Genomic DNA, 22,954 nt, shown 5'->3' on the forward strand with positions numbered 1-22,954 from the left:
AAACAAATGATGAATATAACATACGATGAGGCGGTGAAGGCGCTGTCGGTGGCAGTGGAGAAAGCCAAAGCACTCAATATACCCGTCAGCATAGCCGTGGTGGACACCGGCGGCCATCCGGTGGCTTTCGGCAGATGGAACAGCGTATACGGTGTGGCGGACTTCGCCGTTAAAAAAGCGAAAACGGCCGTCATGTTTGGCGTAGACAGCGATGTAATGGGCAATATTATTGCCGGCGCCGGTTTGAACGGCTACGGCATGATCAATGCCAATGACGGCCTGCTGACCATCGCCGGTGGCGTCATCATCAAAAATAGCGAAGGAAATATCATCGGCGCCATTGCGTCTTCGGGAGGTACTCCGGAACAAGACAAAGAAATTGCTACGGCAGGGGCACGCGGAAATCTTTAGGATTTCCGCGATATTCGTATTATGGAGGCTAAAGCTGAAATCATATTTGACAGGTTTGTCTATTCCTGTGCTTTCGAAAAGTACAGAGGACAGGAGGAGTTTATACCCGAACATTTTTTAGGGTTCCAACTCTCCGGGGAAACACATGCATTCCATGCGGATGGTCAGGTCGTGATCAGGGAAAATACCGTGGTGTTTGTTCCCAAAAACCAGCTAATCCGCACGATTAAATATCCCTCCCGGGAGGGCAACTATCAGTTTCTGGCTATCACGCTCGATACCGCTGCATTGCAGCGCTATGCTGCTGAGAATAAAATCAGGATCAGTACACCTTACAGCGGCAAACAAAAATTGTTTTTTAAACCGGACGAATTTCTCCGGAGCTTTTTTATCTCTCTCACCCCTTATATCAACCACAACAAGGAAGCCACTCCCAAACTGGCAGACCTGAAAATCAGAGAGGCCATAGAGCTACTGCTGCAAAGCAATCCGGATTTCAAAAATCTGCTGTTTGATTTTTCGGAGCCTCATAAATCCGACCTCCGGGAGTTTATGCAGCAAAATTATATGTTCAATGTGCCGGTTGCCACCCTGGCAAGATTAACGGGCCGCAGCCTCTCAGGCTTTAAACGCGACTTCGCCAGGGCTTTTGGCGTCACGCCGAAATTATGGCTGAAAGAAAGACGCCTGGAAGAGGCCTATTATCTGATCAAACAAAAGCAGCAGAAACCGGCCGACTTCTACCTGGACCTTGGTTTTGAAAACCTGTCCCACTTTTATTTTTCTTTCAGACAGAAGTATGGCGTCACCACTTCAGAGGTATAAGACCCGGTATGTTACTTCCGCGCTGTCCATTCACCTACCAGCTTCCGGTAGGTTTCTCCGATAGGCAGGAAAGTACCGTCGCTCAGTTGGATTTGATTTCCTTCGATGACTTTGATTTTATCCAGCGGAATGATGTACGAACGGTGAATGCGGACAAACTGCTTTGGCGGCAGCTTCTCCAGAATATCTTTCATGGTTTCCAGTACCATGATCTTTTCATCGATGGTATGTATCCGGATATAATCTTTGAGTCCTTCTATATAAAGGATATCATCAGTAGCGATTTTATAATGTTTACGGTCGGCCTTTACAAACAGGGAGCTATCCGAATCTTCCGTGGCCTGGAAGGTTTCCTGCCAGCGGTTGTACTTCTCTACACTCTGGTAAAACCGGTTGAAGGTCACCGGCTTCAGTAAAAAGTCGACCACATGAAACTGAAAAGCGTCCAGTGCGTACTCCGCATAGGCGGAGATGATGATAAAGTTATGCTTTTGGTTAAACAGCTGCATCAGCTCAATTCCTGTCAGCTGCGGCATCTGGATGTCGAGGAAAATCAGGTCAACGGTTTCTTTGTTGAGCACCTCAATGGCCTTATACACGTCACTGTCGGCATACAGTACATTCAGCTGCGGCATCTTGGAGGCATAATCCGCAATCAGTTTTACGGCAAACGGCTCGTCGTCTAGTATGATACAGTTAATCTTTTTCTTCATTGTAGTTGAATTAGCAGCTCGGCGGTGAACCGGTTATTATTCCGGGTGAGGCGTAACTGATGCCCGTCGGGATAGTGAATTTGCAAACGTTTTTTCAGATTATCAAGGCCTATGCCGCCTAATTTATCTTTTTGCTGGGTACCGATTTCGTTGGATGTCCTGAAAGTGAGTTGCTCGTTATCGGCGGTAAGCGTAATCTCAATAGGCGTTTCGCCGGACGTGGCCCCGTGCTTTAAGGCGTTCTCCACGAGCGGCGACAGGATATAAGGCGGTATTTCGACATGCTCATTTTCCACTTTACTGGTGAAATGTATAAACCCTGTTTCCTGGTGCCGCAATTGTTCCAGTTCAATATAAGCCTGTATATAGCTGATTTCATCCGCCAGCCTGACCTTTTCTTTTTGCGATTCATAGGTGGTAAACCGCATCACCTGGCTGAGTTTTTCAATCGCGGTCAGTGATTTGTCGGATTGAAAATAGACCATGGAATAGATATTGTTGAGCGTATTAAAGATGAAATGAGGATTGATCTGCGCTTTCAGGAATTTGATCTCCGTGTTTTTATTCTCTTCGAGGATCGCCTTGTTGTATTCTAAAAGACGGATGAAATAGATGCCCAGCCAAAGGAAAGAGCTGAAGATGATGGGCATGCTGCTATAGTGCAGATTGTCCAGCATATAATTGATCAACGTAGGATCGGTATAGTTTGTTTTATGAAACAGTAGGTCAGTAATCACCTGCTCTGTCAGCCATCTTGCACCGGTAAAGAACAGGTAGGAGATAAATAAGCCGATGATCAACTTTGTCCACCGGAAAGATTTGAATACCTGCTTCATCACAATAAAATAGTGAAAGTAGAAGGTGAGAACAAATACGATCAGGTAGGTGGTGTAAAACAGGTCAGGGACCAGTATCCGGGCGTAGATCGGGTTTTTAACGAACGTAAAATACGCCACCAGTATCCAAAATAGGATGTGGACCCATAATTCCTTTTTTCCTGATAATGTCCCCTGGTATAACATCTGACTGTTTTTTACAAAGCTATTCATTTCCAAAAAGATATAAAGCCGGGTTCGTCGGAAAACGGAAGGGGTTTGTCGATAAAAGTGGTAAAAAGCCTTTATGCGACGCAGTTTTGTGCCACATTTAATTCACAGCACATGAAGCAGATCCTCTTTTTACTCGTCGCGGTTTTATATTGTTCTCAGTCCCTCTGCCAGCAGTTCTCTGTCAGCGGTAAGGTAATTAACCAGCGTAAAGAAGCCGTGGGCTTCGTATATGCCGGGTTGTTGAAGCGTGATTCCGTTCCTGCCGCACAAGCCATGGGGGACAGTCTGGGGCATTTCTCCCTGAAGGCGCCGAAGGGTATTTATCGATTGGTGGTCCGGCAGTTCGGGAACCCTGGCCTCGACCGGGAGATCGTGCTGGACAGGGACATGGACCTGGGTACCGTAGAAATTCACGAGGGAACGGAGCTGCAGGGTGTTACCATCACCTCTGCGAAGAAACTGGTGGAGCAGAAGGTAGACCGGCTGGTCTTTAACGTGGAAAAGGCGGTGATGCCCACCGGCGGAACGGCCCTGGACGCCCTGAAGGCTACGCCGGGCGTAAGGGTGCAGCAGGACAATGTTTCCATTGTAGGCAAAGGGGAGGTGCTGGTGATGGTGGAGGACCGCCTTCAGCGTATGTCCCAGGAAGACCTGGCCGTTTTCCTGAAATCCATCCCGGCAGATAATATTAAAAGCATAGAAGTAATTACGGCGCCGCCGGCGAAATACGAGGCAGAAGGGAACAGTGGGTTGATCAACATCAAACTAAAAAAAGCAAAGGCCAATTCATGGGACGCTCATATCGGCGCCGCCTATACGCAGAAAACATATGGCGGCGGAAGCCTTCAGGGCGCATTTAACTATAACCACGGGAAGATCGCCCTACAGGCTTCTCTCAGCAAAAGCCGGCAGCAATTGCTGACCACTTCCGAAGAACAGATATTTTACCCGCATGAACAATGGAAACAGGAAGTCGCCAATAAATCACAAAGTGATGCGCTCAGTGCCGGTTTGGGCATTGATTACAAAATCACCCCCAAATGGACTACCGGCTTCAAATACCTCGGCAGCTTTACGGATAAAACTTCAGCGAACAGTCCGCTGACTACCCGCTCCGGTAATACCTCAAAGGCAGTGAATGGCTACATCGCCTCCAACGCGCAGGCCAATAATAAGCCCGGTATGCATGCCCTCAACTGGTATCAGGCTTTCACGTTGGATTCGCTGGGAAAAAGCATAACGGTGGATGTGGATTTCTTCAGCTACCGGAAAAAAGACAACCGCTTCTTTGCAGGCAATGAACTGGACCCGGGAAAAAACATGGTGCCGGGCACATTCTTCTCTTCCACCAATACCAACGCCAATAAAATCAATAACTACTCCCTCAAGGCTGATGTATCGCTGCCTTATGCATGGGCGAATATCAGCTTCGGGACCAAAGTGTCTTATACCAATACCAACAACGATCTGGTAGTGTATGATCATCACACCGGCATTCCCGTATTAAATACCGGCCAGTCCAATGTCTTTAACTATCAGGAATATAATGAGGCCCTGTATTTTTCTGCCAACAAAAAGTTGAGCACGAAATGGGAAACCCAGCTGGGGCTAAGAGCGGAAGGCACACAAACGAAAGGGTATTCCCAAAACCTGGACCAGACCAACACGAACCGCTATATTCAGCTGTTCCCCACGGCCTATGTGACCTATGTGCCGGATGATAAAAATTCCTTCTCACTCAATTATAGCCGCAGGATCCGCCGGCCCGACTTTGACTACCTGAATCCGTTCGTGGTCCGCACCAGCCCTTATTTCTACTCCGAAGGCAATCCGTTCCTCAAGCCTTCGTATATAGATAACCTGGAGTTCTCCTATGTGAAAAATCAGCAGTGGGTAAGCTCCGTCTATTATTCCAAAGTGACGGACTTCGGGCAGGAGCTGTCTATCGTGGACAGTGTGACCAATATCACCCGGCAGACACCGGTGAACTATGGCAATACCTATCAGCTGGGTTTTTCGACGTACTATAATTTCAACGTGCGGCCCTGGTGGAGCAGCTTTACCGGGTTTAATGTAAACTATCAGCATGTGACGTCCAGATCAGGATTTATTGCATCTACGGACGGTTATAACGGCTACTGCTATACGAACAACGATTTTACCCTGAACAAGCCAAAGACGCTTTTCTTCAGTGTCAATTATGCGTTGCAACTGCCGGGGCGCTATCAGATCTTCCATATTGCAACGATGAACATCCTGGATGTGTCTGTGAAGTTCCTGATGGCCAACAAAAAGCTGTCGCTGACCATTACCGGGGAGGACCTCCTGAATGCGCAGCGGCCGCTGATCACCTATTATTCCAACGGCATAAAAAATACCGTTCGCAGCTATGGTGATACAAGAGGGTTCAGGGTTTCGCTGAGTTATAAGTTTGGCAACAGCAGCCTTAAATTGAAGCAGCGCGATTTTGGTAATGAAGATGAACGGAACAGGGCGCATTAGTTAAGCAGTGGTACAGATAAGCAATCCCGGCAGCCTTCCGGCAAGTGGCTGTCGGGATGGTTATTTAATAAGGACATTAATTAACCGAACAATAGCCTGGTCATTAAAAGTGATGGTAATTTTCGACAAGGGTATCTCATATTTTTATTCTATGTTTACATTTTACATTCAGATACTTTGTTGGACAGCAACCATTTGTATAAGGAGCAACAGCTATTGCAGCGGATAGCAGCGGGGGAGGAGGCTTCCTTCAGCGTGCTGGTGGATATTTATTGGCCACGGGTGTACGGGCATGCGCTGGCTTATGCCAAATCGTTGTCCGTGGCGGAAGAACTAACGCAGGATGTATTTATGGATATCTGGAACAGCCGCGAGAAGCTGCCTGCCATTGAAAATTTTGCCAACTATCTTTTTATTATCACCCGCAATCGGATATTTAAAGCGGTCCGTAAAAAACTGGATGAGACGGAAGCCCTGGAAGATGTTCACTCCGCAGAGGACATCTGGTTACCTGATCATCAGGCCGAATTTAAGGAAATACATGCCCTGTTGCTGAAGGGGATTGGCGACCTGCCGCCGGCCCGCAGACAGGTATTTACCATGAGCCGTATCGACGGAAAGTCTTACGAAGAGATATGTCGCGAACTAAATATCTCCCGTAATACGGTCAAAGAACATATTGTAAAAGCGCTTAATTTTCTCCGGAATTACCTTACACAGCATGGACATCAGACGATCACCATTACGCTGGTGATGGCAGCCTACACCTACCGTTAAAAAAAAATTTCCGTCCCAACCACCCTCCCGGGAAAAAAGCGGGTCTTTATAAATAAGCAGCGATGATGACAACCGACACATTACAACGATTATTGGACGAATACGTGATGGGCACTATTCAGCCGGAAGACAGACAACAACTGTTGGCTGCCCTCCGCGATCCTGACCTGTCTGCAACAGCGGCAGCTTTTATGCTGCAGGACCTGCGTACCGGTCGCTATGACATCGTCCCCGAAGAAATGCCGGAAGTCAGGGAGCGCCTGCGTCAGCGTTTAACGGAACAGTTACAAGCTACCGGCATACCTTCAGATGCACCCCGTGGGCGTATTGCCCGCATGGAGTGGTGGCGTGTCGCTGCAGCGGCAGTCGTTATGGCAGGTATCACCACTGCTGTGGTCTACCTCACCCGCACCCGTCATCATTCACCGGCTCCGGCGTCCCGACAGGTGGCGGCAGATATCAGGCCCGGCGGAAATAAAGCCACACTGACGTTATCAGATGGTAGTACGGTCACGCTGGAACAGGTGGCTAATGGTACTGTTGCCCGGCAGGGAAATGCACAAATCGTGAAGCTGGCCACCGGCCAGCTGACGTACCAGCTGCAATCCGGCGAGCAGCACGAAACATTATGGAACACCATCAGCACGCCACAGGGCGGCGAATATCAGATAACGCTGCCGGACGGTACCAAAGCATGGCTCAACGCTGCATCCTCCATACGGTTCCCCGCCGCTTTCCCGGCAGACGAGCGGAAAATAATCATTACCGGGGAGGCCTATCTGGAAGTGGCGCCGTTAGCGCAAAAGCCATTTCTGGTGGAAGCGAACGGTACTACCATTAAGGTACTGGGCACCAGCTTCAACGTGAATGCCTATAAAGATGAAGCCTATACGAAAATTACACTGGTCACCGGCAGCGTAAAAATAAAAACCAACCAGCGGGAAGTAACGCTGAAGCCAGGCCAGCAGGCAGCTACTACTGGTAACAACGATGACATAAAAGTGGCGCCACAGGCAGACCTCGACCAGGCGCTGGCCTGGAAGAACGGGCTCTTTAATTTTAATGGGTCAGACCTGCATGCGGCCATGCGACAACTGGAACGATGGTACGGCATCCGGGTACGATATGAAGCAGCGGTACCAGATATCGTTTTTAAAGGTGAGATGTATAAGAATGTAAATCTTTCAGATGTATTGGATATGTTAAAAGCAATGGGAGTTCAATTCCGTATGGAGGGTAATACGTTGATAGTAGGCAATTAAGTGAATGAACAATGAGTAGATGAACGTCAGCCAATAGGAAAAGCCAGACAACAGTAACCGTAACATGTTTAAAAAATGAATGGCGCTGAAGCATGATGCTTCTGTGGCCGGAGGTTTTTGTCTTCCTGAAAAATATAACAGGTAAAAAAAACCGGAAGGGTTGCAGCCTTCCGGTATCGCCTGATTGATCATAAACCAGCGTCCCTTGTAAAGACAGCTTATTTATCAACCAAACAATGCAAACTTATGCAAAATTCTGCGATTCGCGCGCGGAGCGGGGGCCGGCGCCCTTACGTCACCAAAATCCTGACTATCATGAAATTGACCATCGTGTTAATGACAGTTGGCCTGCTGAACGTGTACGCCAAAGGCGTATCACAAAACATCAGCTTCACCGGAAAAGAAGTTCCGCTGGAAACGGTTTTCCATTCGGTCAAACAACAAACAGGATATGTATTTATGTATACGGAGTCATTACTTCGTATGTCCCATCCCGTTACAGTCAGTGAAAAGGATGTTCCGCTCGAAAAATTCCTGACTGCCGTGTTCCGTCTTCAGCCCCTACAGTACAATATCAGGGGCAAAAGTATTTTCGTATATGCGAAGTCGGCGCCGGTACAACTGCCTGCGGCCAATACTGCCGGGGTTACCGCCGTACAGCCCATTACCGGCCGTATCACAGGGCCTGACGGGCAGCCGCTTCCCGGTGCTACGGTAGTGGTAAAAGGAGGGAAGCGCTCCGGTATCACGAACCAGGATGGGATATTCACCATCAGCGTAAACCCCGGCGAAGTGCTGGTGATTACCTTTATCGGCTACGACAAAAAGGAACTTCCTGTTACCGACGCCATGGTAGCAGGGAAGACTTTCAATATTATGTTGTCCCGCGCTACCAGCATGCTGGATGATATACAGATCATCGCCTATGGCACTACCACACAACGTACCAGCACCGGCAGCATCGCCAAATTAAAAGGAGAGGATATCCGTAAACAGCCGGTGGAAAGTCCGCTGCTGGCCCTCAGCGGCAGACTGCCAGGTGTGCAGATCTCACAAACGAGTGGACTGGCGGGAGCGCCGGTAAGTGTGGTGATCAGAGGGAAAAGCTCTCTGGGAGCAGGAACGGAGCCGCTGTATGTCATCGATGGCGTACCTTTTGCCCACTCCCTCGGCAGCGTCACTTTCGCCAGTGGTATATCTGCGCAAACAATGGGAGGACTGATGGGCGCCAATTCCGGTGTCAGCCCATTCGTCAGCATCAATCCTGCTGATATCGAAAGCATCGAAGTGCTGAAAGACGCAGACGCTACAGCGATCTACGGTTCCCGTGGCGCTAACGGCGTTGTGCTGATCACCACCCGCAAAGCCAAAGCAGGCAAGACATCGGTGGACGTCAGTTACTATACCGGATGGGCCAGGCCTACCCGTATGGCTAAAATGATGAACACCCAACAATATGTGACCATGCGCAAAGAAGCCTTCGCCAATGATGGGATTGTGCCTACTGCTTCTAATGCCAGCGATCTGATGGTATGGGATACCACCAGATATACGGACTGGAATAAACTACTGCTCGGTAAACAGGCACGGGCCAACGATGCACAGGTACGCCTCTCCGGCGGCAGTCAGCAAACCCAGTTCTCCCTGGCGGCAGGCTACCATGGGGAAACACCCATCTACTATGGCAATACGCCCGACAACAGGGTAAATGTACACGCCAATATGGTGCATCGCTCTGCCGATAACAAATTCTCCGTGTCGTTCAACGCAGGATACAGCAATGATAAAAACAACATCATCATCACTGACCTGATGCAGTTGATCACCACCATCCCCAATGCGCCTTATCCGCTGGATTCCGCCGGTAACCTCGTTTGGAGGGATAAGGGCATCAATTTCTCCAACCCGCTCGCCTATACCTACAAAAAATTCATTGCTAATACCGACCAGGTACTCGGAAGCATGAACCTGCGCTATACTGTTATGCGTGGGTTGCAACTGAAAGTTGATGCCGGTTATAACTCCCTGAGGGTAGACCAGACGGCTACTAACCCCATCAAATCACAAAGTCCGTATAGTACCACGCTGATCAGTACCGCGGATTTCTTTAACAAAAACGCCCGCAACTGGATCATCGAACCTCAGGCCGAATATGACGCGCGGTGGGGTAAAGCAGGCGTAAAAGTATTGGTGGGTGGCAGTTTCCAGGAACAACTGAATACAGAAACAAAAATAAACGCCAGCGGCTATACGAATGACGACCTGCTGCTGACACCCGGTCCTGCTGCGGTGAAGAGCGTTTCCAGCAACTACTCCAAATATCACTATGCTGCCTTGTTTGGCCGCGTAAGCCTGAACTGGGACGAAAAGTACCTGCTCAATGTGTCTGCCCGCCATGACGGCTCCAGCAGGTTCGGCCCGGGAAAACAGTTCGGCACCTTTGGAGCAGTAGGCGCCGGATGGATTTTTTCTGAAGAAAATTTCATGAAAGGGCTGTCTTTCCTCAGCCTCGGCAAATTAAGAGCCAGCATGGGCGTTACAGGCAACGATCGTATCGGCGACTATCAATACTTGTCGAAATGGGTGCCTACCACCGCAGCACTGCCCTATCAGGGATCAAACGGCCTTTATCCATATAATCTTTACAACCCCGACTATGCCTGGGAACGGAACCGTAAGTGGGAAGCGGCACTGGAACTGTCCTTCCTGAAAGACCGTATCTATTTCAGCGCCAATTATTACCTGAGCAAAACAGACAATCAGCTGACTGGGCTTACGCTTCCTTCACAGGTAGGATTTTCCTTTGTAAACGCCAACCAGAATGCTGTACTACAGAACTCCGGCTGGGAGCTGATCCTCAATACCACCAATATCCAACAACAATCCTTCAGCTGGAAAACCACCTTCAACATTACCATCCCGCGCAATAAACTGCTGGCTTACCCCGGACTGGAAGATACATACTACGGGAGTATATGGTCTATCGGTCAACCAGTAACCATTTCCAAATGGATTCCCCTTCAGGGCGTAGACCCGGCTACCGGCTTGTATAAACTGGCAGGCATGGCTATTCCCAAAGACCAGACTGCGGTGTATAACCTGGCACAGCGCCATTATGGCGGTTTCCAAAATACGTTTACCTACAAGAACTGGTCAATGGATATCTTTTTCCACTTCGTGAAACAGCTGGGTAAGTCAAGTATCCTGTTCCTGCCCCCCGGTAGTCGTGCGAACCAGCCGGTGATGGTACTGGATCGCTGGCAACACCCTGGTGATATCACCGACGTGCAACGGTACACAACCGGCGGGGTAGCAGCTACGACTTACAGCTACTACGCCAATTACTCCGACGGCCGTATCACGGATGCCTCTTTCGTGCGTCTGAAAAACGTTTCATTGTCCTATCAGTTCAATCGTAGCGTGGCACAACGCATCAAAGCAGAAACCATCCGTGTATATGTGCAGGGACAAAACCTGCTCACCTTTACCCGTTATAAGGCCGGAGACCCGGAAACAATGTCTTTCTCTTCCATGCCGCCGATGAGAATGCTGACAGCCGGAGCGCAGGTAGGGTTTTAATTATTCATAACAAAGTAGTCATCATGAAAATCAACTATAATCACCTGTCACCTGTCATCCGGAGTAGCCGTATGTGGTGTATTATTTGCTGCCTGACGGCAGTGGGTATATTCAGTTCCTGCAAAAAATTTGTTACGGTGGAAAATCCACCCAACGTGCTGACCAATGATAAGATATTTACCAATGACCAGTCGGCCACAGCAGCCATGTTGTCGATCTATATCAGCATGATGAATGACCAATATGGCAACAGTGGCTCATTTGCCTGTTTTTCAATGTCGGCACTCGGCGGCATGTCTGCCAATGAGCTGATCTGGACGCAGAATAACACGGCTGCGCCGTATTTTCAGCAGTTCTCGGACCATACCCTTACGCCTGATAATAACTACGTAGGGCCGCTCTGGTCTGACGGATATAAATACATTTACAGGACCAATGCAATACTGGGTGGTCTTTCCATGGCCACCGGCATGTCTGACAGCGTGAAGACCCAGTTGGCAGGAGAAGCCAAATTCACGCGGGCGTTTTGTTACTTCTACCTGGTCAATCTCTTTGGAGATGTGCCGTTGGTACTCAATACCGCTTATCAGGAGAATATGGGGCTTCCCCGCACGCCGGCTGCCACGGTGTGGCAACAAATTATCAGCGACCTGAAAGACGCCAAAGCGTTATTGTCCGATAAATATCCTACCGGGGAAAAGCTGCGGCCCAACCGTCAGGTGGCCAGTGCCTTGCTGGCAAGGGCATTCCTCTATACCAACAGGTGGCAGGAGGCGGAGAGTGAAGCTGGCAGTATTATCAACTCCGGAAAGTACGGCGCTGCATTGCCGCCGCTCGATCAGGTATTTAAAAAAGAAAGCCCCGAAGCAATATGGCAACTACAGCCCGTGATCGCCAATGCCAATACACCGGAAGGCGGTCAGTTTCTTACCGTTGCCGGGTCCCGGCCCAACTATGAGTTGACGCCCCAGTTGTTAAATGCCTTCGAAACAAATGACAACCGTAAAACCACCTGGGTAGGCTTTAGCAGCAGTGCCAACCTTTCCTGGGCCTATCCAGCCAAATACAAGGCCGGTACCGGCGCACTGACGGAATACTATGTAGTATTCAGACTGAGCGAACAATATCTTATCCGTGCAGAAGCATGCGCACAACAAGGCAAGGTACAACCGGCGCAGGACGACCTGAACATGGTCCGTAAAAGGGCTGGTTTGCCGGTTACTACCGCGGCTGATCAGGCCTCTCTTTTACTCGCTATTGAGAAAGAAAGACAGGTAGAGTTTTTCGCTGAATGGGGACACCGCTGGCTGGACCTGAAGCGGACCAAAAGAGCAGAGGCCGTGTTAAAACCGCTTTCACCTCCTAACACGTGGAAACCAGGATCAGTACTGTATCCTATTCCCGACCTTGAAATCAAAGCCAACCCGCGCCTTGTTCAAAATGATGCTTATCTGAATTAAAACATAAACGAACATGAAACAATTATTAGTCGCCTCTCTGCTGGTATCCACCATGCCGGCATTGGCGCAGGACACCACTTTCACCATTAAGGGAAACATCGGTAAAATCGATGCCCCTGCAAAAGTATATCTGTCATACCGCAATACAGGCGGCAATGTGCTGGATTCTGTTGTCATGAAGAAAGGCAGCTTCACCTTCAAAGGCGTTACCACCAGCCCGGTGATGGCCACCCTGTTACTGGACCATCAGGGCGCCGGCCGGCAGCCAAACATGGACATGCTCTCCTGTTATGTTGAAAATGGAACGTTGCAGCTGACAGCCAAAGACTCTATTAAAAATGCCGTCTTCAAAAACTCGCGGATTAACAGCGACTACAAAGACTATAAACAACAGCAGGCTTCGCCTGAAACCACCCTTAAACAGCTCGATGCCAGATGGGCAGCGGCTACCGCTGCCGAAAAAGAAGGCGCGACGCTCAGAGACAGCCTGATGAAGGCCGCAACACCCGCCCTCGAAGAAAAGAAGCAGATACAGAAGGCCTATATCAATCAACATCCTGATAGTTATATCAGCCTGGTTGCCCTTAGGGAAATAGCCGGCAGCAAGATCGACTATGACGCAGTTGCGCCGCTTTTTAACAGCCTTTCTGTTAATATCAGCAAGAGCAAAGCAGGCGCCGACTTTGCCCGCCGTCTGGAGATTGCGAAGGCCCTGTCTGTAAATGCCATCGCGCCTGATTTCACACAGAACGATGTCAATGGCAATCCGGTGAGCCTCTCCGGCTTCAAAGGCCAATATGTGCTGGTAGACTTCTGGGCCTCCTGGTGTGGTCCCTGCCGCGGTGAAAATCCAAACGTAGTGAAAGCTTATCAGCAATACAAAGACAAAGGGTTTACCATCCTCGGTGTCTCTCTCGACAGCAAAAAAGAGGCGTGGGTAAAAGCCATTGAGCACGATCAGCTCACCTGGACACACGTGTCTGACCTGAAGTACTGGAACAACGAAGTGGCCAAACAGTATGATATTAAAAGTATTCCCGCCAATTTCCTGTTGGACAAAAATGGTAAAATTATTGCCAGAGACCTGAGGGGAGAAGACCTCCTGAAGAAGTTGGGAGAACTGATGAATTAATTTGAATTGATCTCAAAGCGGCTGCCTCAAAGTACTTCGAGGCAGCTGCTTTTTTATGTTGGTATTTATTCAACCGCTATACTGATATCTTTCAGCCCGTTGCCGGAAATAGTAGTATTTACCAGGGCGCGCGACCGCAATATGGTATCTGTCAACGCCCGTTTGGCTTTAAAATAGTATTTGCCATCGCCGAGGCCTATACGTAGTTTGTTGCCATAGATGCTGGTGGTATCTGCGAGGATAGAACCGGTGCCGGTTATCGCGGAATCATGATCGGCCACCAGTTGGCTGCTGTATACGTAGACAATAGCACCGGATACCCGTTCTTTATTTTTGTCGGTTACGATGAGATTTAACAGACGTTGTTGTAAGGTGTCCGGCTTCAGGCGCAGCACAATGGAGTCTTTCTGTCCCGGGTCCACCTGTTGGGCGTCTACATATTTAATGCCGGAGCGAATTTCTTCTGTAAATACCGTATAGGATTGTGCAGACAGGTTAGTGAAGGTAAAATAGCCATCGGCGCCGCTGACAACGGAATACAGATAGTCGCTGGTAGAACTGCCACTATAGCGGATGTACACTTTTTTACTTTTCAGCATTTGCGGCTCCTGGGCGGTGCCCAGCGTATCAATGAGGTACACGCGGCCGGATAATTTTTTGTTACCACTGATATCATCAAATTCTTTCTTGCCGCAGTTGGTCAACAGATAAGCAAAGGCAATTACAGGGAGTATGGGGAGGATTTTTTTCATGTCGGTTGCTGGTTTTACTTTGCCATTAATTTGATGAGGTCCACTACCACTTCCGGGTCCAGCGTAATAGCCAGATAGCCGACAGCAGGCATTCTGGTGGCCTTGTCGAGTATCCTGTCATTTTGCAAACGGTAGTAGTGCTGCCGGTAGAAATTGGCGCCTACGTTTATATTCAGACCGGGAACAATATCATAACCTACACCGAGATAGAGGTTGTTGAGCGGGTCCAGTACTTCAAAACCACCGAATAACGAGAAGCGGCGCTCCGGCCATCTGGGGCAGATGCCGTTGTCTCTCAGGAAAGTTTTGAAGGGGTAGTATTTTAATCCCACTATAAATTTGGCCCTGGCCGCATCGGTAGAGGAGGAGATAGCGCCGGCGGAATCTACATTTACCTGGCTTACCTGAGAAAATCCGAATGCCAGTCCCGCGCCGATAGCAAAGGAGCGAAGTTTGCCTACATTGTAACGAAATCCTTTGGCCACCTGTTTTTTGCTGGTGTCCGACGCAAGCCGTTCTTCGATGCTGTATTCGTTGGTGAAAGGAGCGGCTTTATCGTCCTGGCCGGCGAGGATGGTACTGTATTTATAATCACTGCTGTCTGTCTGGTTGGCGAGTTTTTCCGGTACGGGGAGATCGCCTTTGTAGCCGGCTGTCACGAACAGGTAATGCAGGTAGGTAGTTTCTGCATTATCGGTACAGAGAGGATTGACGTCTTCGCCACTCTTTTTTACGGTAGAAAATAAGGAAGCGAAAGTTTTGGCAGCATCTGTTACGGTGGATTTACCCTTGGTGATCGCTCCGAGGCTTTCCTGCACCTGCGTGGTGAATTCGGCTTTGTCGGTGAAATCACTCAGCCGTTGGTCCAGCGTTACGATCTTGTTGCCCGGCACATTTACCAGGCCAACATACATGGCATAATCTTCCGGGTAGTCTTTCGGTAGCCTGGAGGAAAGCGTATAGCCTTTCAGTCCGTTGTGGTAACGAACAAATCGCAATTGGTCGGCTGTGCTCACGAGCAGGTTACCTTTGTAAACAACCATTTCTGATTGTTGGAAGGCATCAGCAGCTTTATTGTTTTTATCGATGAACGCCAGCGCGGTACTGTTGTCCAACAATTTTGTTACCCCTTGTTTTTTCTTTTCTGCCAGTAACAGGATACTGTCCGGGCTATTGGGTTTCGGGTGGGTACGTAACTGATCAACTGCCGCATCAACTGTGGCGATAAAGCTCCGGTAGTATTGTGACGTATCAGGCTTAAATCTTGCCGTGGCGTAATCTTTCAGTGGCTGCCCGTTGGAGAAGTCAAACGGATTGAATCTGAGAGAGCCTTTGGTATACCAAAGCCAGGGGGCTAACCAGCGATTGTTGCCTGACTCACTTAGTTGGTTCAGGAGTGCTGTTACCACGTTTATCCGGGAGCATTTTGTTTGCAAGGCGGCATTAAACGTGGTATCGTCAATTTTACCTGCTGCATGCGCTTTCATCAGCGTCCCGACGGAGTCCATTAAAGGGGCATGGGAAAGAATTTCTTTCAGGAGCTGATGCCACTTTTTCTCTCCGTCCCGCTGAAAATAACTGTGGGTTTTTCTGAAATGATCAATGACCAGTTCACGGTATTTGTCTACCAGTTCCACCTGATAGGTAAATGTTTGTTCCGTCCTGTAGTTGCCGAATTCCGCCAGTTTAAACGTATCGGAAACTACGCCCTGATCGGTGACAGTGAGTGCGAGTTGACGGGGTTTGATACCGGGAAAAGAAAGTGTGACGCGGCTGGAAGGCAGCGCAAAATCGCTGCGGGGCACGGGTACCCACTTGTTGGATTTCAGCCCCGTTAACAGGCTGGTGTCGCGGGTATCCAGAAATTTGATGGTGTTGGCGATTTCCGCCCGTTCTGCGGCCCTGGCCGTGGCATCCTCCCCAAACATCGATTCATAGCCATCCTTGTAGGAGCCATTCTTCCATAATTCGTCATATGTCACTAACGCCTGCCGGTATACGTCAATGTGCCCTGTGTCGGCTGCGTCCGCGATGCGGATCAAAAATACCAGGCGGTCCGATGGATGGAGAGTAGGTGGAAGCGTGCCGCTGAATGCTCCCTTGTCATTAATCTCGATTGTAATAAGTTGGGAAGTGTTTTTAGTGCTTTTCGGCGGCCATTGCCCGAAGAGATGGCCAGGCATAAGAATAGCATTCATCCACAGTAACAGGGAAAAAGTACCTTTCATCTGGGTGGTTTTGGAGTCAGTAAAAGTTTATTGATAGTAGGGATATCAGAAAATAGGTTGACAGTTATATTATTGCCAAAATAGTGTATTTTTAATTAATCCCAAATACCATGAAACGAACGATAGTTGTATTTTTTGCTGTATGGCTACTTGTTTCCTGTAATGAAAATGTTACCACCGAAACCACTCCTGCTGAAGATTCCACTGTCATCGTCCCTAAAGGGGACACAGCAGTTGTACGCCCGGGCGATCTGGATATGACTCCTATGCTGGAACTGACTACCCCGGCATTTATCCGGCAGCAATATTCCTACGAGGAGCTATATACGGAGTTACAATTCCGGCAGCAGTGGAAGGGGCTGAACAGCCCCCGCCCGGACACATTACCGCCCTTTCTGCAAAAAAGAAAAAGACTAAGCCGGCTAACCGAAAAACAACTGATCATCACGATTGATCAGATACAACGGGAGAAACTGGCCATCTACGGGACCTATGGGGACGATAACCGGATGGACCCCTATAATACGACTCTTGGTATTAAACAACTGGCGGGAAAAGTAGGACTGATCATTGATACAGGGCAACTGGTAAAAAGGGCAGATGGGAACTATATGCTGCGTCAAAACGGAGACCTGAAATCGTCCTTCGGGACCTGCGACGGGGAGCACTTTGACCATCAGCCGGTTGTGAAGGTCCGTGGTTCGGGATTTGCGATAAAGGAAACTACGATGGTAACAGCGGGCCATTGTCTGGGCAGCACTGATTTTAAACGGTACTATATCGTATTTGGATACCGCATGGAAGACTCCCTGAAGGCCAATTTGCTGATTAAAGCGAACGACGTGTACAAGGTGGGAAGTATAGTGGATGAAAATGCGACGGACGACTATTGCGTTTTTACCACGAACAGGCCGTTGCCCAGGGAAAGCGTATTGCCGGTTTCCATACAAACGCCGGCCATGCTGGACGCTGTTTATTCCATTGGCTACGGATTGGGACTTCCGGTGAAAGTGGCCTCCAAAGCGTTTGTCCGTTCTCTTTTGCCCGTTGGTGGGTTCATCTGTAACCTGGACGTATATACGGGCGATTCCGGCTCTCCGGTATTCCGGAATGATTCTGTAATAGGAGTACTGACTGGTGGTGTCCGGAACTTCCGCTACAGGACCAAAGAACAGTGCCGCATTTCTTTCCGATGTGACGATTGGGATTGTGAGGGTGAAACGGTGATCAGCGCCTCCCGGTTTATGACGAAAGTATGGTGACAGGGAGCCCGATGACGTGTTATGGAGACACTTGTTGCAGCAACCATCACTTTGTTTGAAAGTGCCGTACCTTTGACCCATGAATACCGAGATATTTACCTGCCATAATTGCCCGATGACCCGCACCATGGCCACCATTGGTACGAAGTGGAAGCCGATCGTTATATACACCATCGGCCTGAAGACACTGCGTTTCGGGGAAATATTCGCGCGTATTGAGATTATATCAAAGAAAGTGCTGACAGCGCAACTGAAGGAGCTGGTGGAAGATGAAATTGTGGCGCGTGAAGAGTTTAACGAAACACCCATGCGCGTGGAATATACGCTGACAGAGAAAGGGATCGACCTGTTGAAAATACTGAATCAGCTGACGTTGTGGAACAGGAAGTATAACGACCCCTATAGAAAACGCAAACCCGCCCGGTGATTTCATCGCGCAGGTTTGCATAAAGATTAATAAAGATTATTCTGTTCTTCCTTCCAGACTAAAAGGAACAGGTAGCCAGAGAAAACCATCTCCGCTTTTCTGAAGGTGTCCGATGCCGGGGAAAGAGATATGGGCGGCAGCAATAAGATGTTTCTCCTGCGCGGCCCTGTTATAGAACGTATGGCGGTTTTTCTGCTGTGCGGCCACATCTACGTCGAAATGGTCGGGCAGGGCTGGGGCGGGGAGTTGTACGGCCGCCATATGGATCATATCACCCCAGAAATATAACTTCTCATTTTTACTGCTCAATACGTACACGGTGTGTCCGGGGGTATGTCCGGGATACGGCATGGCCATGATATGCGGCAGCACCGCTGTTGCTTCGTTGAAGGTTTTTACCTGGTTGCTTCGCAGGTAAGGGGTCAGCACATTTTCTGCATTGGTAAAGGTTTGTGGATCGGCGCCCATGTGTTTAGGGTCTGCCGCCTGCTTGTTTTTGGCATTGAGCCAAAAGTCCACCTCTGTCTGATGTACATGGATGATAGCATGGGGGAATATCTTTTTCCCTGCAACGACCAGGCCGCCGGAATGATCGGCGTGTACATGGGTGATCAGGATATCGGTGATCTCTTCCGGTTGAACGCCGGCTTGTTTCAGGCTCTCCGTCAGTTTACCGCCGTACTTGCCCATGAGCTCCCCGGAGCCGGCATCTACTAAAATACGTTTCTCGCCATCCTGTATCAGGTAGGCGTTGATGCTGAGTTCTACAGGATTTTTCAGAAACGATTTTTCCAGTAGCCGCGCCACTTTTCCTGGTTCGCTGCCGGCGAAAAGCTGGTCTGCATTGATGGGGATCGTGCCATCTAACAGCGCTGTAACGGTTATGTCGCCGATTTTAACGGAATAGGAAGCAGATTGGGCCAAAGAATAGAAAGGAATGCCTAGCAGCCATATGCTTATGCCCAGTATAAATGTCCATCGTCTGTTGTTACGCATAAACTTGTTTTTTTGTGAAGACAAAATTACGATGGCGTGGTTTCTAAAAGAGACCGTTTAGCAGATAGTGGACACCTGGAGGTAACCACTATTTTATCATCTCCCTAAAAAATATAAGTTCCTACGCTGGCGGCAGGCAAAATGGCGACTACCTGTTTGTTTTGATAACGCAGGTTGAACGAAGCCTGGATGCTGTTGTCGTTCAGTACGATCAACACTTTTTTACCATCGGGCCGTTGGAAGGCCACGCTATGGAAACTACCTTCGCTGTTGCTGCCAATCCTGACAGCGCCGGCAGGCACAAACCGGGAAGCATGTGCGATGATATAGTAAGCCACATTACGTTTGACATCGTTGCCGTTGATGGTAAAGGCGCCCTTGCATTGTGTGCAGCCGCCGGGCGTATGAGGCTTGTAAGCGGTGTCGTTGGCGAGGTTCCATTCCAGTGCTGTGCGACTGTGGTTACGCATGGCGCCAATGATCACGTTTTTGATATGCCAGCGAAGGTTGTTGTCGAATGTTTCTTTGGAGCCGGTCCACTGCTCAGTGAAGTAAATAGCTTTGTCGGGGGCCGATTGCTGTACGGCACTCAGCGCGCTGATGTCGCCTGCATACAGGTGAAAAGCGCTGCCATGCACATATCTGGCGGCAGCAGTATCGGCGAGGATGGTCAGCGGATAATCCGGGCGGTCGCAGTTGTGATCATACACGACGATCTTTGTGTGGATGTTGGCCGCCGCGAATGCGGGTCCCAGGTGGCCTTTGATGAAATCGCGCTGTTCTCCTGCCAACATTTTCAGGCTGGGATTATTGCCGGGATGCAACGGCTCGTTCTGCGGCGTAATAGCGGCTATCGGGATGCCGGCTGCTTTCATGGCCTGAATATATTTGACAAAGTACTGCGCGTACACATGATAATAGGTAGGAAGAAGGGAGCCGCCTTTGGAAGCACCGTTGTCTTTCATCCATACGGGCGGGCTCCAGGGTGCCGCCATGATGGACAGCTTCGGATTGATCTGTAATATTTCCTGCAGCAGCGGTATCAATCCCGTGCCGCCGGCCATATCGGGCGCCAGTGAAAAATGCGCGAGCGGAACGTCTGTCTCTCCGGCAGGAACATCATCGTAGGAAAAAACAGTGGCGTTCAGATCGGAAGCACCGATGCTGATACGCAGGTAACTGACACCGAGCTGCTGACTGCCGGCGCCAAAGACCTCCTGCAGCAGCTGCTGCCTGGCGGCGGGGTCCATAGCGTTGATCAGCTGCGCGCTGCCACCGGTAAGGGTGTAGCCGAATCCTTCTACCGGTTGAAATGTTTGGGCAGGATCTACCGTTATTGTAGTATATCCGTTGGCGTTAGTTCCTGAAAAGCGGAGCCCGGTTTGTTCTTTCAGCAGGTATCGCTGGTCACTGCTGGTGATAAAAGCGGTGACGGTGGCCTGGACCGGGGCATGGGCTATTTGTTTACTACCGGAACAGGCAGCCAGGGTGGCGACGATGCCGCCAAAAAATAACGTGGAATATCTTTTCATGAAAACTATCTTTTACATTTCGGCCGGGAAAATATAAAAAGAATTTAAATAGCGGGGAGTATTCCGCAGCGAAACAACTATCAATTATTTTGCTACTTTAGCGGGAAGGCTGTCCCGCATGCAGGCGTACTCACATGATAACAAGGAACTTTTTCAATTGATCTCCGAAGGCGATGAAATGGCCTTCCGGCAGCTTTTTCATCTGTATGCGCCCCAGTTCCGTGCCATGGCATTGCATATCACCAAAACCGCTTCGGTGACGGAAGACATCCTCCAGGAAACATTTCTTCGTTTATGGATCAGCCGTGATAAGCTGAAAGAGATAGAACAGCCGCGTTCCTGGCTGATGCGCATCGTTTTTTACCAGTGCTTCACCTACCTGCGTAAAAAAGCGGTGCATCACAAGGCCATGGCCGCGCTGATGCCGGATGAGCCGATCTTCAGCCCGGAAGAGGACATCGCCTATGCATTTATGAAGGAGCAGGTGGGCGTGGCGGTACAGCAGCTACCGCCGCAGGCCCGGCGCATTTACCTCCTGAGCCGCGAGCAGGGACTGAAAATACCGGAGATCGCCGCCCAGCTGTCGCTCTCGCCCAATACAGTGAAAAATTCACTGGTACGCTCGCTACACGCCATCCGCAAGCACCTGGAGCATTCCGGGATGCTGTTTCCCGCCTTGGTACTCTGGCTGTTGCGGGTGTAAAAAATTTTTTTTTCTTTCGATAGGTCCTAAATGTCTGCTCGCGCGTCTGTTTATCAGAAGGGGGTATTTCACGTTTGAAGAACATACCAAAATCACCACGTTCACCATTGTCAAAACAATCACCATTTGTCAACACAAGACCGCCTTACGTACCTGCTCGGGCAGGCTTTGCAGCAAGTCGCCACTGCGGCGGAGCTGCAGGAATTATCGACGCTGATCAAAGAGGACCACAGCGGCGCGCTTACGCAGCAGGTGGAAACGCTGCTGCTGCAGGAACTTCCGGATGCCACAGCCGGTTACGACAAAGACTACTGGGATGAGATAGCCAGCCAGATCCTGGCGGCCGACCGGCCGCAAACAGCGGACAATATGGTACCGCTTCGTTCGCCACGCCGCCTGCGCTGGATACCCGCTGCCGCGGCTGTATTGCTGCTGGCAGTCGGCCTTTTCTGGCTGCTGCGGCCGAATACCCGTAACCCTGCCATGGTAGCTGCTGTACCGGCAGTGCATGACGTGGCGCCCGGCGGCAACAAAGCCATGCTCACCCTGGCAGACGGCACGGAGCTGCCGCTCGACAGCGCCGCCAGCGGAATGCTCACGCAACAAGGTCATACCCGCATTACGCAATCGGCTGGCGGACAGCTTCTGTACACGGCGCTATCCGGCCAACCGGACCTCCTGCAATACAATACCCTGCGCACGCCCCGTGGCGGCCAGTTCCAGGTAACACTGCCCGACGGTACCAAAGTATGGCTCAACGCGGCCAGCTCCCTGAAATACCCGGTGGCCTTCAAAGGCAGCGCCAGACAGGTGGAACTCAACGGGGAAGCCTATTTTGAAGTGGCCCGCAACACCGCCATGCCTTTTAAAGTGACGGTGCGTACCGGTCAGCCTAACGACAGCATGGAAGTAGCGGTGCTGGGCACGCAATTCAATATTATGGCCTATGCCGATGAAGCGGTCATCAAAACCACCCTGCTGGAAGGCGCCGTGAAAGTGAGCCGCCATGGCAACAGCAAACAGCTGGCGCCGGGACAGGGCGCACAACTGGATAAACAACACGATCTGCTGTCGCTTCAACAGCAGGTAAATACAGAAGAAGCGGTGGCCTGGAAAAATGGCTTTATTCAGCTGGAAGGCAACGACATCGCTTCCGTGATGCGCACGATTGCACGCTGGTACAACGTGGAAGTGGTGTTCACGGCGCCCGTCCCGGCTCACTTCCGCGGTATCATACCCCGGAACGTGCCGGTGTCACAGGTGCTGAAAATACTGGAGATGACAGGAGAAGTACATTTCGAGATCAAAGACAGGCAGATTATCGTATCGCCCTGATATTCCAAT

18 protein-coding genes are annotated in these 22,954 nt (G+C 50.0%); 12 read left to right on the top strand and 6 right to left on the bottom strand.

All coding sequences use genetic code 11. From position 1 onward, the window contains the following. The first annotated feature begins 9 nt into the window (after nt 1-9). Nucleotides 10-411 (top strand): GlcG/HbpS family heme-binding protein, encoded by a 402-nt coding sequence (locus tag ICL55_RS03285; RefSeq protein WP_188094608.1) that lies wholly within the window; start codon nt 10-12, stop codon nt 409-411. 21 nt (nt 412-432) lie between these two features. Next, the gene (locus ICL55_RS03290; protein WP_188094609.1) at nt 433-1,236 is read left to right on the top strand and encodes a helix-turn-helix domain-containing protein; all 804 of its coding nucleotides are present in this window, start codon (nt 433-435) and stop codon (nt 1,234-1,236) included. An 11-nt stretch (nt 1,237-1,247) separates the two neighbouring features. Here ICL55_RS03290 and ICL55_RS03295 read toward each other — a convergent pair whose 3' ends face one another. Both ICL55_RS03295 and ICL55_RS03300 read right to left on the bottom strand, forming a co-directional pair. Next, complete coding sequence (locus ICL55_RS03295; RefSeq protein WP_188094610.1) at nt 1,248-1,949, bottom strand: LytR/AlgR family response regulator transcription factor; 702 nt, start codon at nt 1,947-1,949, stop codon at nt 1,248-1,250. Beyond that, nucleotides 1,946-2,998, bottom strand: a complete 1,053-nt coding sequence (locus ICL55_RS03300) for a sensor histidine kinase (protein ID WP_223151287.1) — start codon at nt 2,996-2,998, stop codon at nt 1,946-1,948. The genes ICL55_RS03295 and ICL55_RS03300 overlap by 4 nt, the downstream gene beginning before the upstream one ends. A gap of 111 nt (nt 2,999-3,109) precedes the next feature. On the opposite strand from ICL55_RS03300, the gene ICL55_RS03305 reads away from it, so the two are divergent. From ICL55_RS03305 to ICL55_RS03330, 6 genes are all read left to right on the top strand, one after another. Further along, entirely contained in the window at nt 3,110-5,500 is a 2,391-nt protein-coding gene (locus tag ICL55_RS03305) for an outer membrane beta-barrel family protein (RefSeq protein ID WP_188094612.1), read from the top strand. A gap of 177 nt (nt 5,501-5,677) precedes the next feature. Further along, complete coding sequence (locus tag ICL55_RS03310) at nt 5,678-6,277, top strand: RNA polymerase sigma factor (protein ID WP_188094613.1); 600 nt, start codon at nt 5,678-5,680, stop codon at nt 6,275-6,277. Between the two features lie 62 nt (nt 6,278-6,339). Then, nucleotides 6,340-7,539, top strand: a complete 1,200-nt coding sequence (locus ICL55_RS03315; protein WP_188094614.1) for a FecR family protein — start codon at nt 6,340-6,342, stop codon at nt 7,537-7,539. A 315-nt stretch (nt 7,540-7,854) separates the two neighbouring features. Next, on the top strand, nt 7,855-11,118 hold the full coding sequence (locus ICL55_RS03320; RefSeq protein ID WP_188094615.1) for a SusC/RagA family TonB-linked outer membrane protein: 3,264 nt from the start codon (nt 7,855-7,857) through the stop codon (nt 11,116-11,118). 23 nt (nt 11,119-11,141) lie between these two features. Then, entirely contained in the window at nt 11,142-12,578 is a 1,437-nt protein-coding gene (locus ICL55_RS03325) for a RagB/SusD family nutrient uptake outer membrane protein (RefSeq protein WP_188094616.1), read from the top strand. Nucleotides 12,579-12,591: 13 nt separating this feature from the next. Continuing rightward, nucleotides 12,592-13,710: a TlpA disulfide reductase family protein gene (locus ICL55_RS03330; protein ID WP_188094617.1), complete on the top strand. Its 1,119-nt coding sequence runs from the start codon at nt 12,592-12,594 to the stop codon at nt 13,708-13,710. 65 nt (nt 13,711-13,775) lie between these two features. On the opposite strand, the gene ICL55_RS03335 is transcribed toward ICL55_RS03330, so the two are convergent. Together ICL55_RS03335 and ICL55_RS03340 are read right to left on the bottom strand one after the other, a co-directional pair. Further along, nucleotides 13,776-14,462, bottom strand: coding sequence for a carboxypeptidase-like regulatory domain-containing protein (locus tag ICL55_RS03335; protein ID WP_188094618.1), 687 nt, complete (start codon nt 14,460-14,462; stop codon nt 13,776-13,778). Between the two features lie 14 nt (nt 14,463-14,476). Further along, entirely contained in the window at nt 14,477-16,690 is a 2,214-nt protein-coding gene (locus ICL55_RS03340; RefSeq protein WP_188094619.1) for a hypothetical protein, read from the bottom strand. 110 nt (nt 16,691-16,800) lie between these two features. Here ICL55_RS03340 and ICL55_RS03345 point away from each other — a divergent pair, with 110 nt between their 5' ends. Continuing rightward, a complete protein-coding gene (locus tag ICL55_RS03345; RefSeq protein ID WP_188094620.1) occupies nt 16,801-17,952 on the top strand; it encodes a trypsin-like serine peptidase in 1,152 nt (383 codons plus the stop codon). Between the two features lie 79 nt (nt 17,953-18,031). Beyond that, entirely contained in the window at nt 18,032-18,379 is a 348-nt protein-coding gene (locus ICL55_RS03350; RefSeq protein WP_223151288.1) for a winged helix-turn-helix transcriptional regulator, read from the top strand. A 36-nt stretch (nt 18,380-18,415) separates the two neighbouring features. On the opposite strand, the gene ICL55_RS03355 is transcribed toward ICL55_RS03350, so the two are convergent. Together ICL55_RS03355 and ICL55_RS03360 are read right to left on the bottom strand one after the other, a co-directional pair. Continuing rightward, on the bottom strand, nt 18,416-19,375 hold the full coding sequence (locus tag ICL55_RS03355; RefSeq protein ID WP_188094621.1) for an MBL fold metallo-hydrolase: 960 nt from the start codon (nt 19,373-19,375) through the stop codon (nt 18,416-18,418). Between the two features lie 104 nt (nt 19,376-19,479). After that, nucleotides 19,480-20,907 carry a glycoside hydrolase family 30 protein gene (locus ICL55_RS03360; protein ID WP_188094622.1) on the bottom strand — a complete coding sequence of 476 codons (1,428 nt, stop codon included), beginning with the start codon at nt 20,905-20,907 and terminating at the stop codon, nt 19,480-19,482. A gap of 118 nt (nt 20,908-21,025) precedes the next feature. On the opposite strand from ICL55_RS03360, the gene ICL55_RS03365 reads away from it, so the two are divergent. Together ICL55_RS03365 and ICL55_RS03370 are read left to right on the top strand one after the other, a co-directional pair. After that, on the top strand, nt 21,026-21,610 hold the full coding sequence (locus ICL55_RS03365) for an RNA polymerase sigma factor (protein WP_188094623.1): 585 nt from the start codon (nt 21,026-21,028) through the stop codon (nt 21,608-21,610). 126 nt (nt 21,611-21,736) lie between these two features. Continuing rightward, a complete protein-coding gene (locus tag ICL55_RS03370) occupies nt 21,737-22,945 on the top strand; it encodes a FecR family protein (protein ID WP_188094624.1) in 1,209 nt (402 codons plus the stop codon). The last annotated feature ends 9 nt before the right edge of the window (nt 22,946-22,954 follow it).

Source organism: Chitinophaga varians, from assembly GCF_014529945.1.
GTDB lineage: Bacteria > Bacteroidota > Bacteroidia > Chitinophagales > Chitinophagaceae > Chitinophaga > Chitinophaga varians.

Coding starts and splice junctions, on each gene's coding strand:
- ICL55_RS03285 (WP_188094608.1), top strand. CDS start 10: ATGAATATAACATACGATGAGGCGGTGAAGGCGCTGTCGGTGGCAGTG.
- ICL55_RS03290 (WP_188094609.1), top strand. CDS start 433: ATGGAGGCTAAAGCTGAAATCATATTTGACAGGTTTGTCTATTCCTGT.
- ICL55_RS03295 (WP_188094610.1), bottom strand. CDS start 1,949: ATGAAGAAAAAGATTAACTGTATCATACTAGACGACGAGCCGTTTGCC.
- ICL55_RS03300 (WP_223151287.1), bottom strand. CDS start 2,998: ATGAATAGCTTTGTAAAAAACAGTCAGATGTTATACCAGGGGACATTA.
- ICL55_RS03305 (WP_188094612.1), top strand. CDS start 3,110: ATGAAGCAGATCCTCTTTTTACTCGTCGCGGTTTTATATTGTTCTCAG.
- ICL55_RS03315 (WP_188094614.1), top strand. CDS start 6,340: ATGATGACAACCGACACATTACAACGATTATTGGACGAATACGTGATG.
- ICL55_RS03320 (WP_188094615.1), top strand. CDS start 7,855: ATGAAATTGACCATCGTGTTAATGACAGTTGGCCTGCTGAACGTGTAC.
- ICL55_RS03325 (WP_188094616.1), top strand. CDS start 11,142: ATGAAAATCAACTATAATCACCTGTCACCTGTCATCCGGAGTAGCCGT.
- ICL55_RS03330 (WP_188094617.1), top strand. CDS start 12,592: ATGAAACAATTATTAGTCGCCTCTCTGCTGGTATCCACCATGCCGGCA.
- ICL55_RS03335 (WP_188094618.1), bottom strand. CDS start 14,462: ATGAAAAAAATCCTCCCCATACTCCCTGTAATTGCCTTTGCTTATCTG.
- ICL55_RS03340 (WP_188094619.1), bottom strand. CDS start 16,690: ATGAAAGGTACTTTTTCCCTGTTACTGTGGATGAATGCTATTCTTATG.
- ICL55_RS03345 (WP_188094620.1), top strand. CDS start 16,801: ATGAAACGAACGATAGTTGTATTTTTTGCTGTATGGCTACTTGTTTCC.
- ICL55_RS03350 (WP_223151288.1), top strand. CDS start 18,032: ATGAATACCGAGATATTTACCTGCCATAATTGCCCGATGACCCGCACC.
- ICL55_RS03355 (WP_188094621.1), bottom strand. CDS start 19,375: ATGCGTAACAACAGACGATGGACATTTATACTGGGCATAAGCATATGG.
- ICL55_RS03360 (WP_188094622.1), bottom strand. CDS start 20,907: ATGAAAAGATATTCCACGTTATTTTTTGGCGGCATCGTCGCCACCCTG.
- ICL55_RS03365 (WP_188094623.1), top strand. CDS start 21,026: ATGCAGGCGTACTCACATGATAACAAGGAACTTTTTCAATTGATCTCC.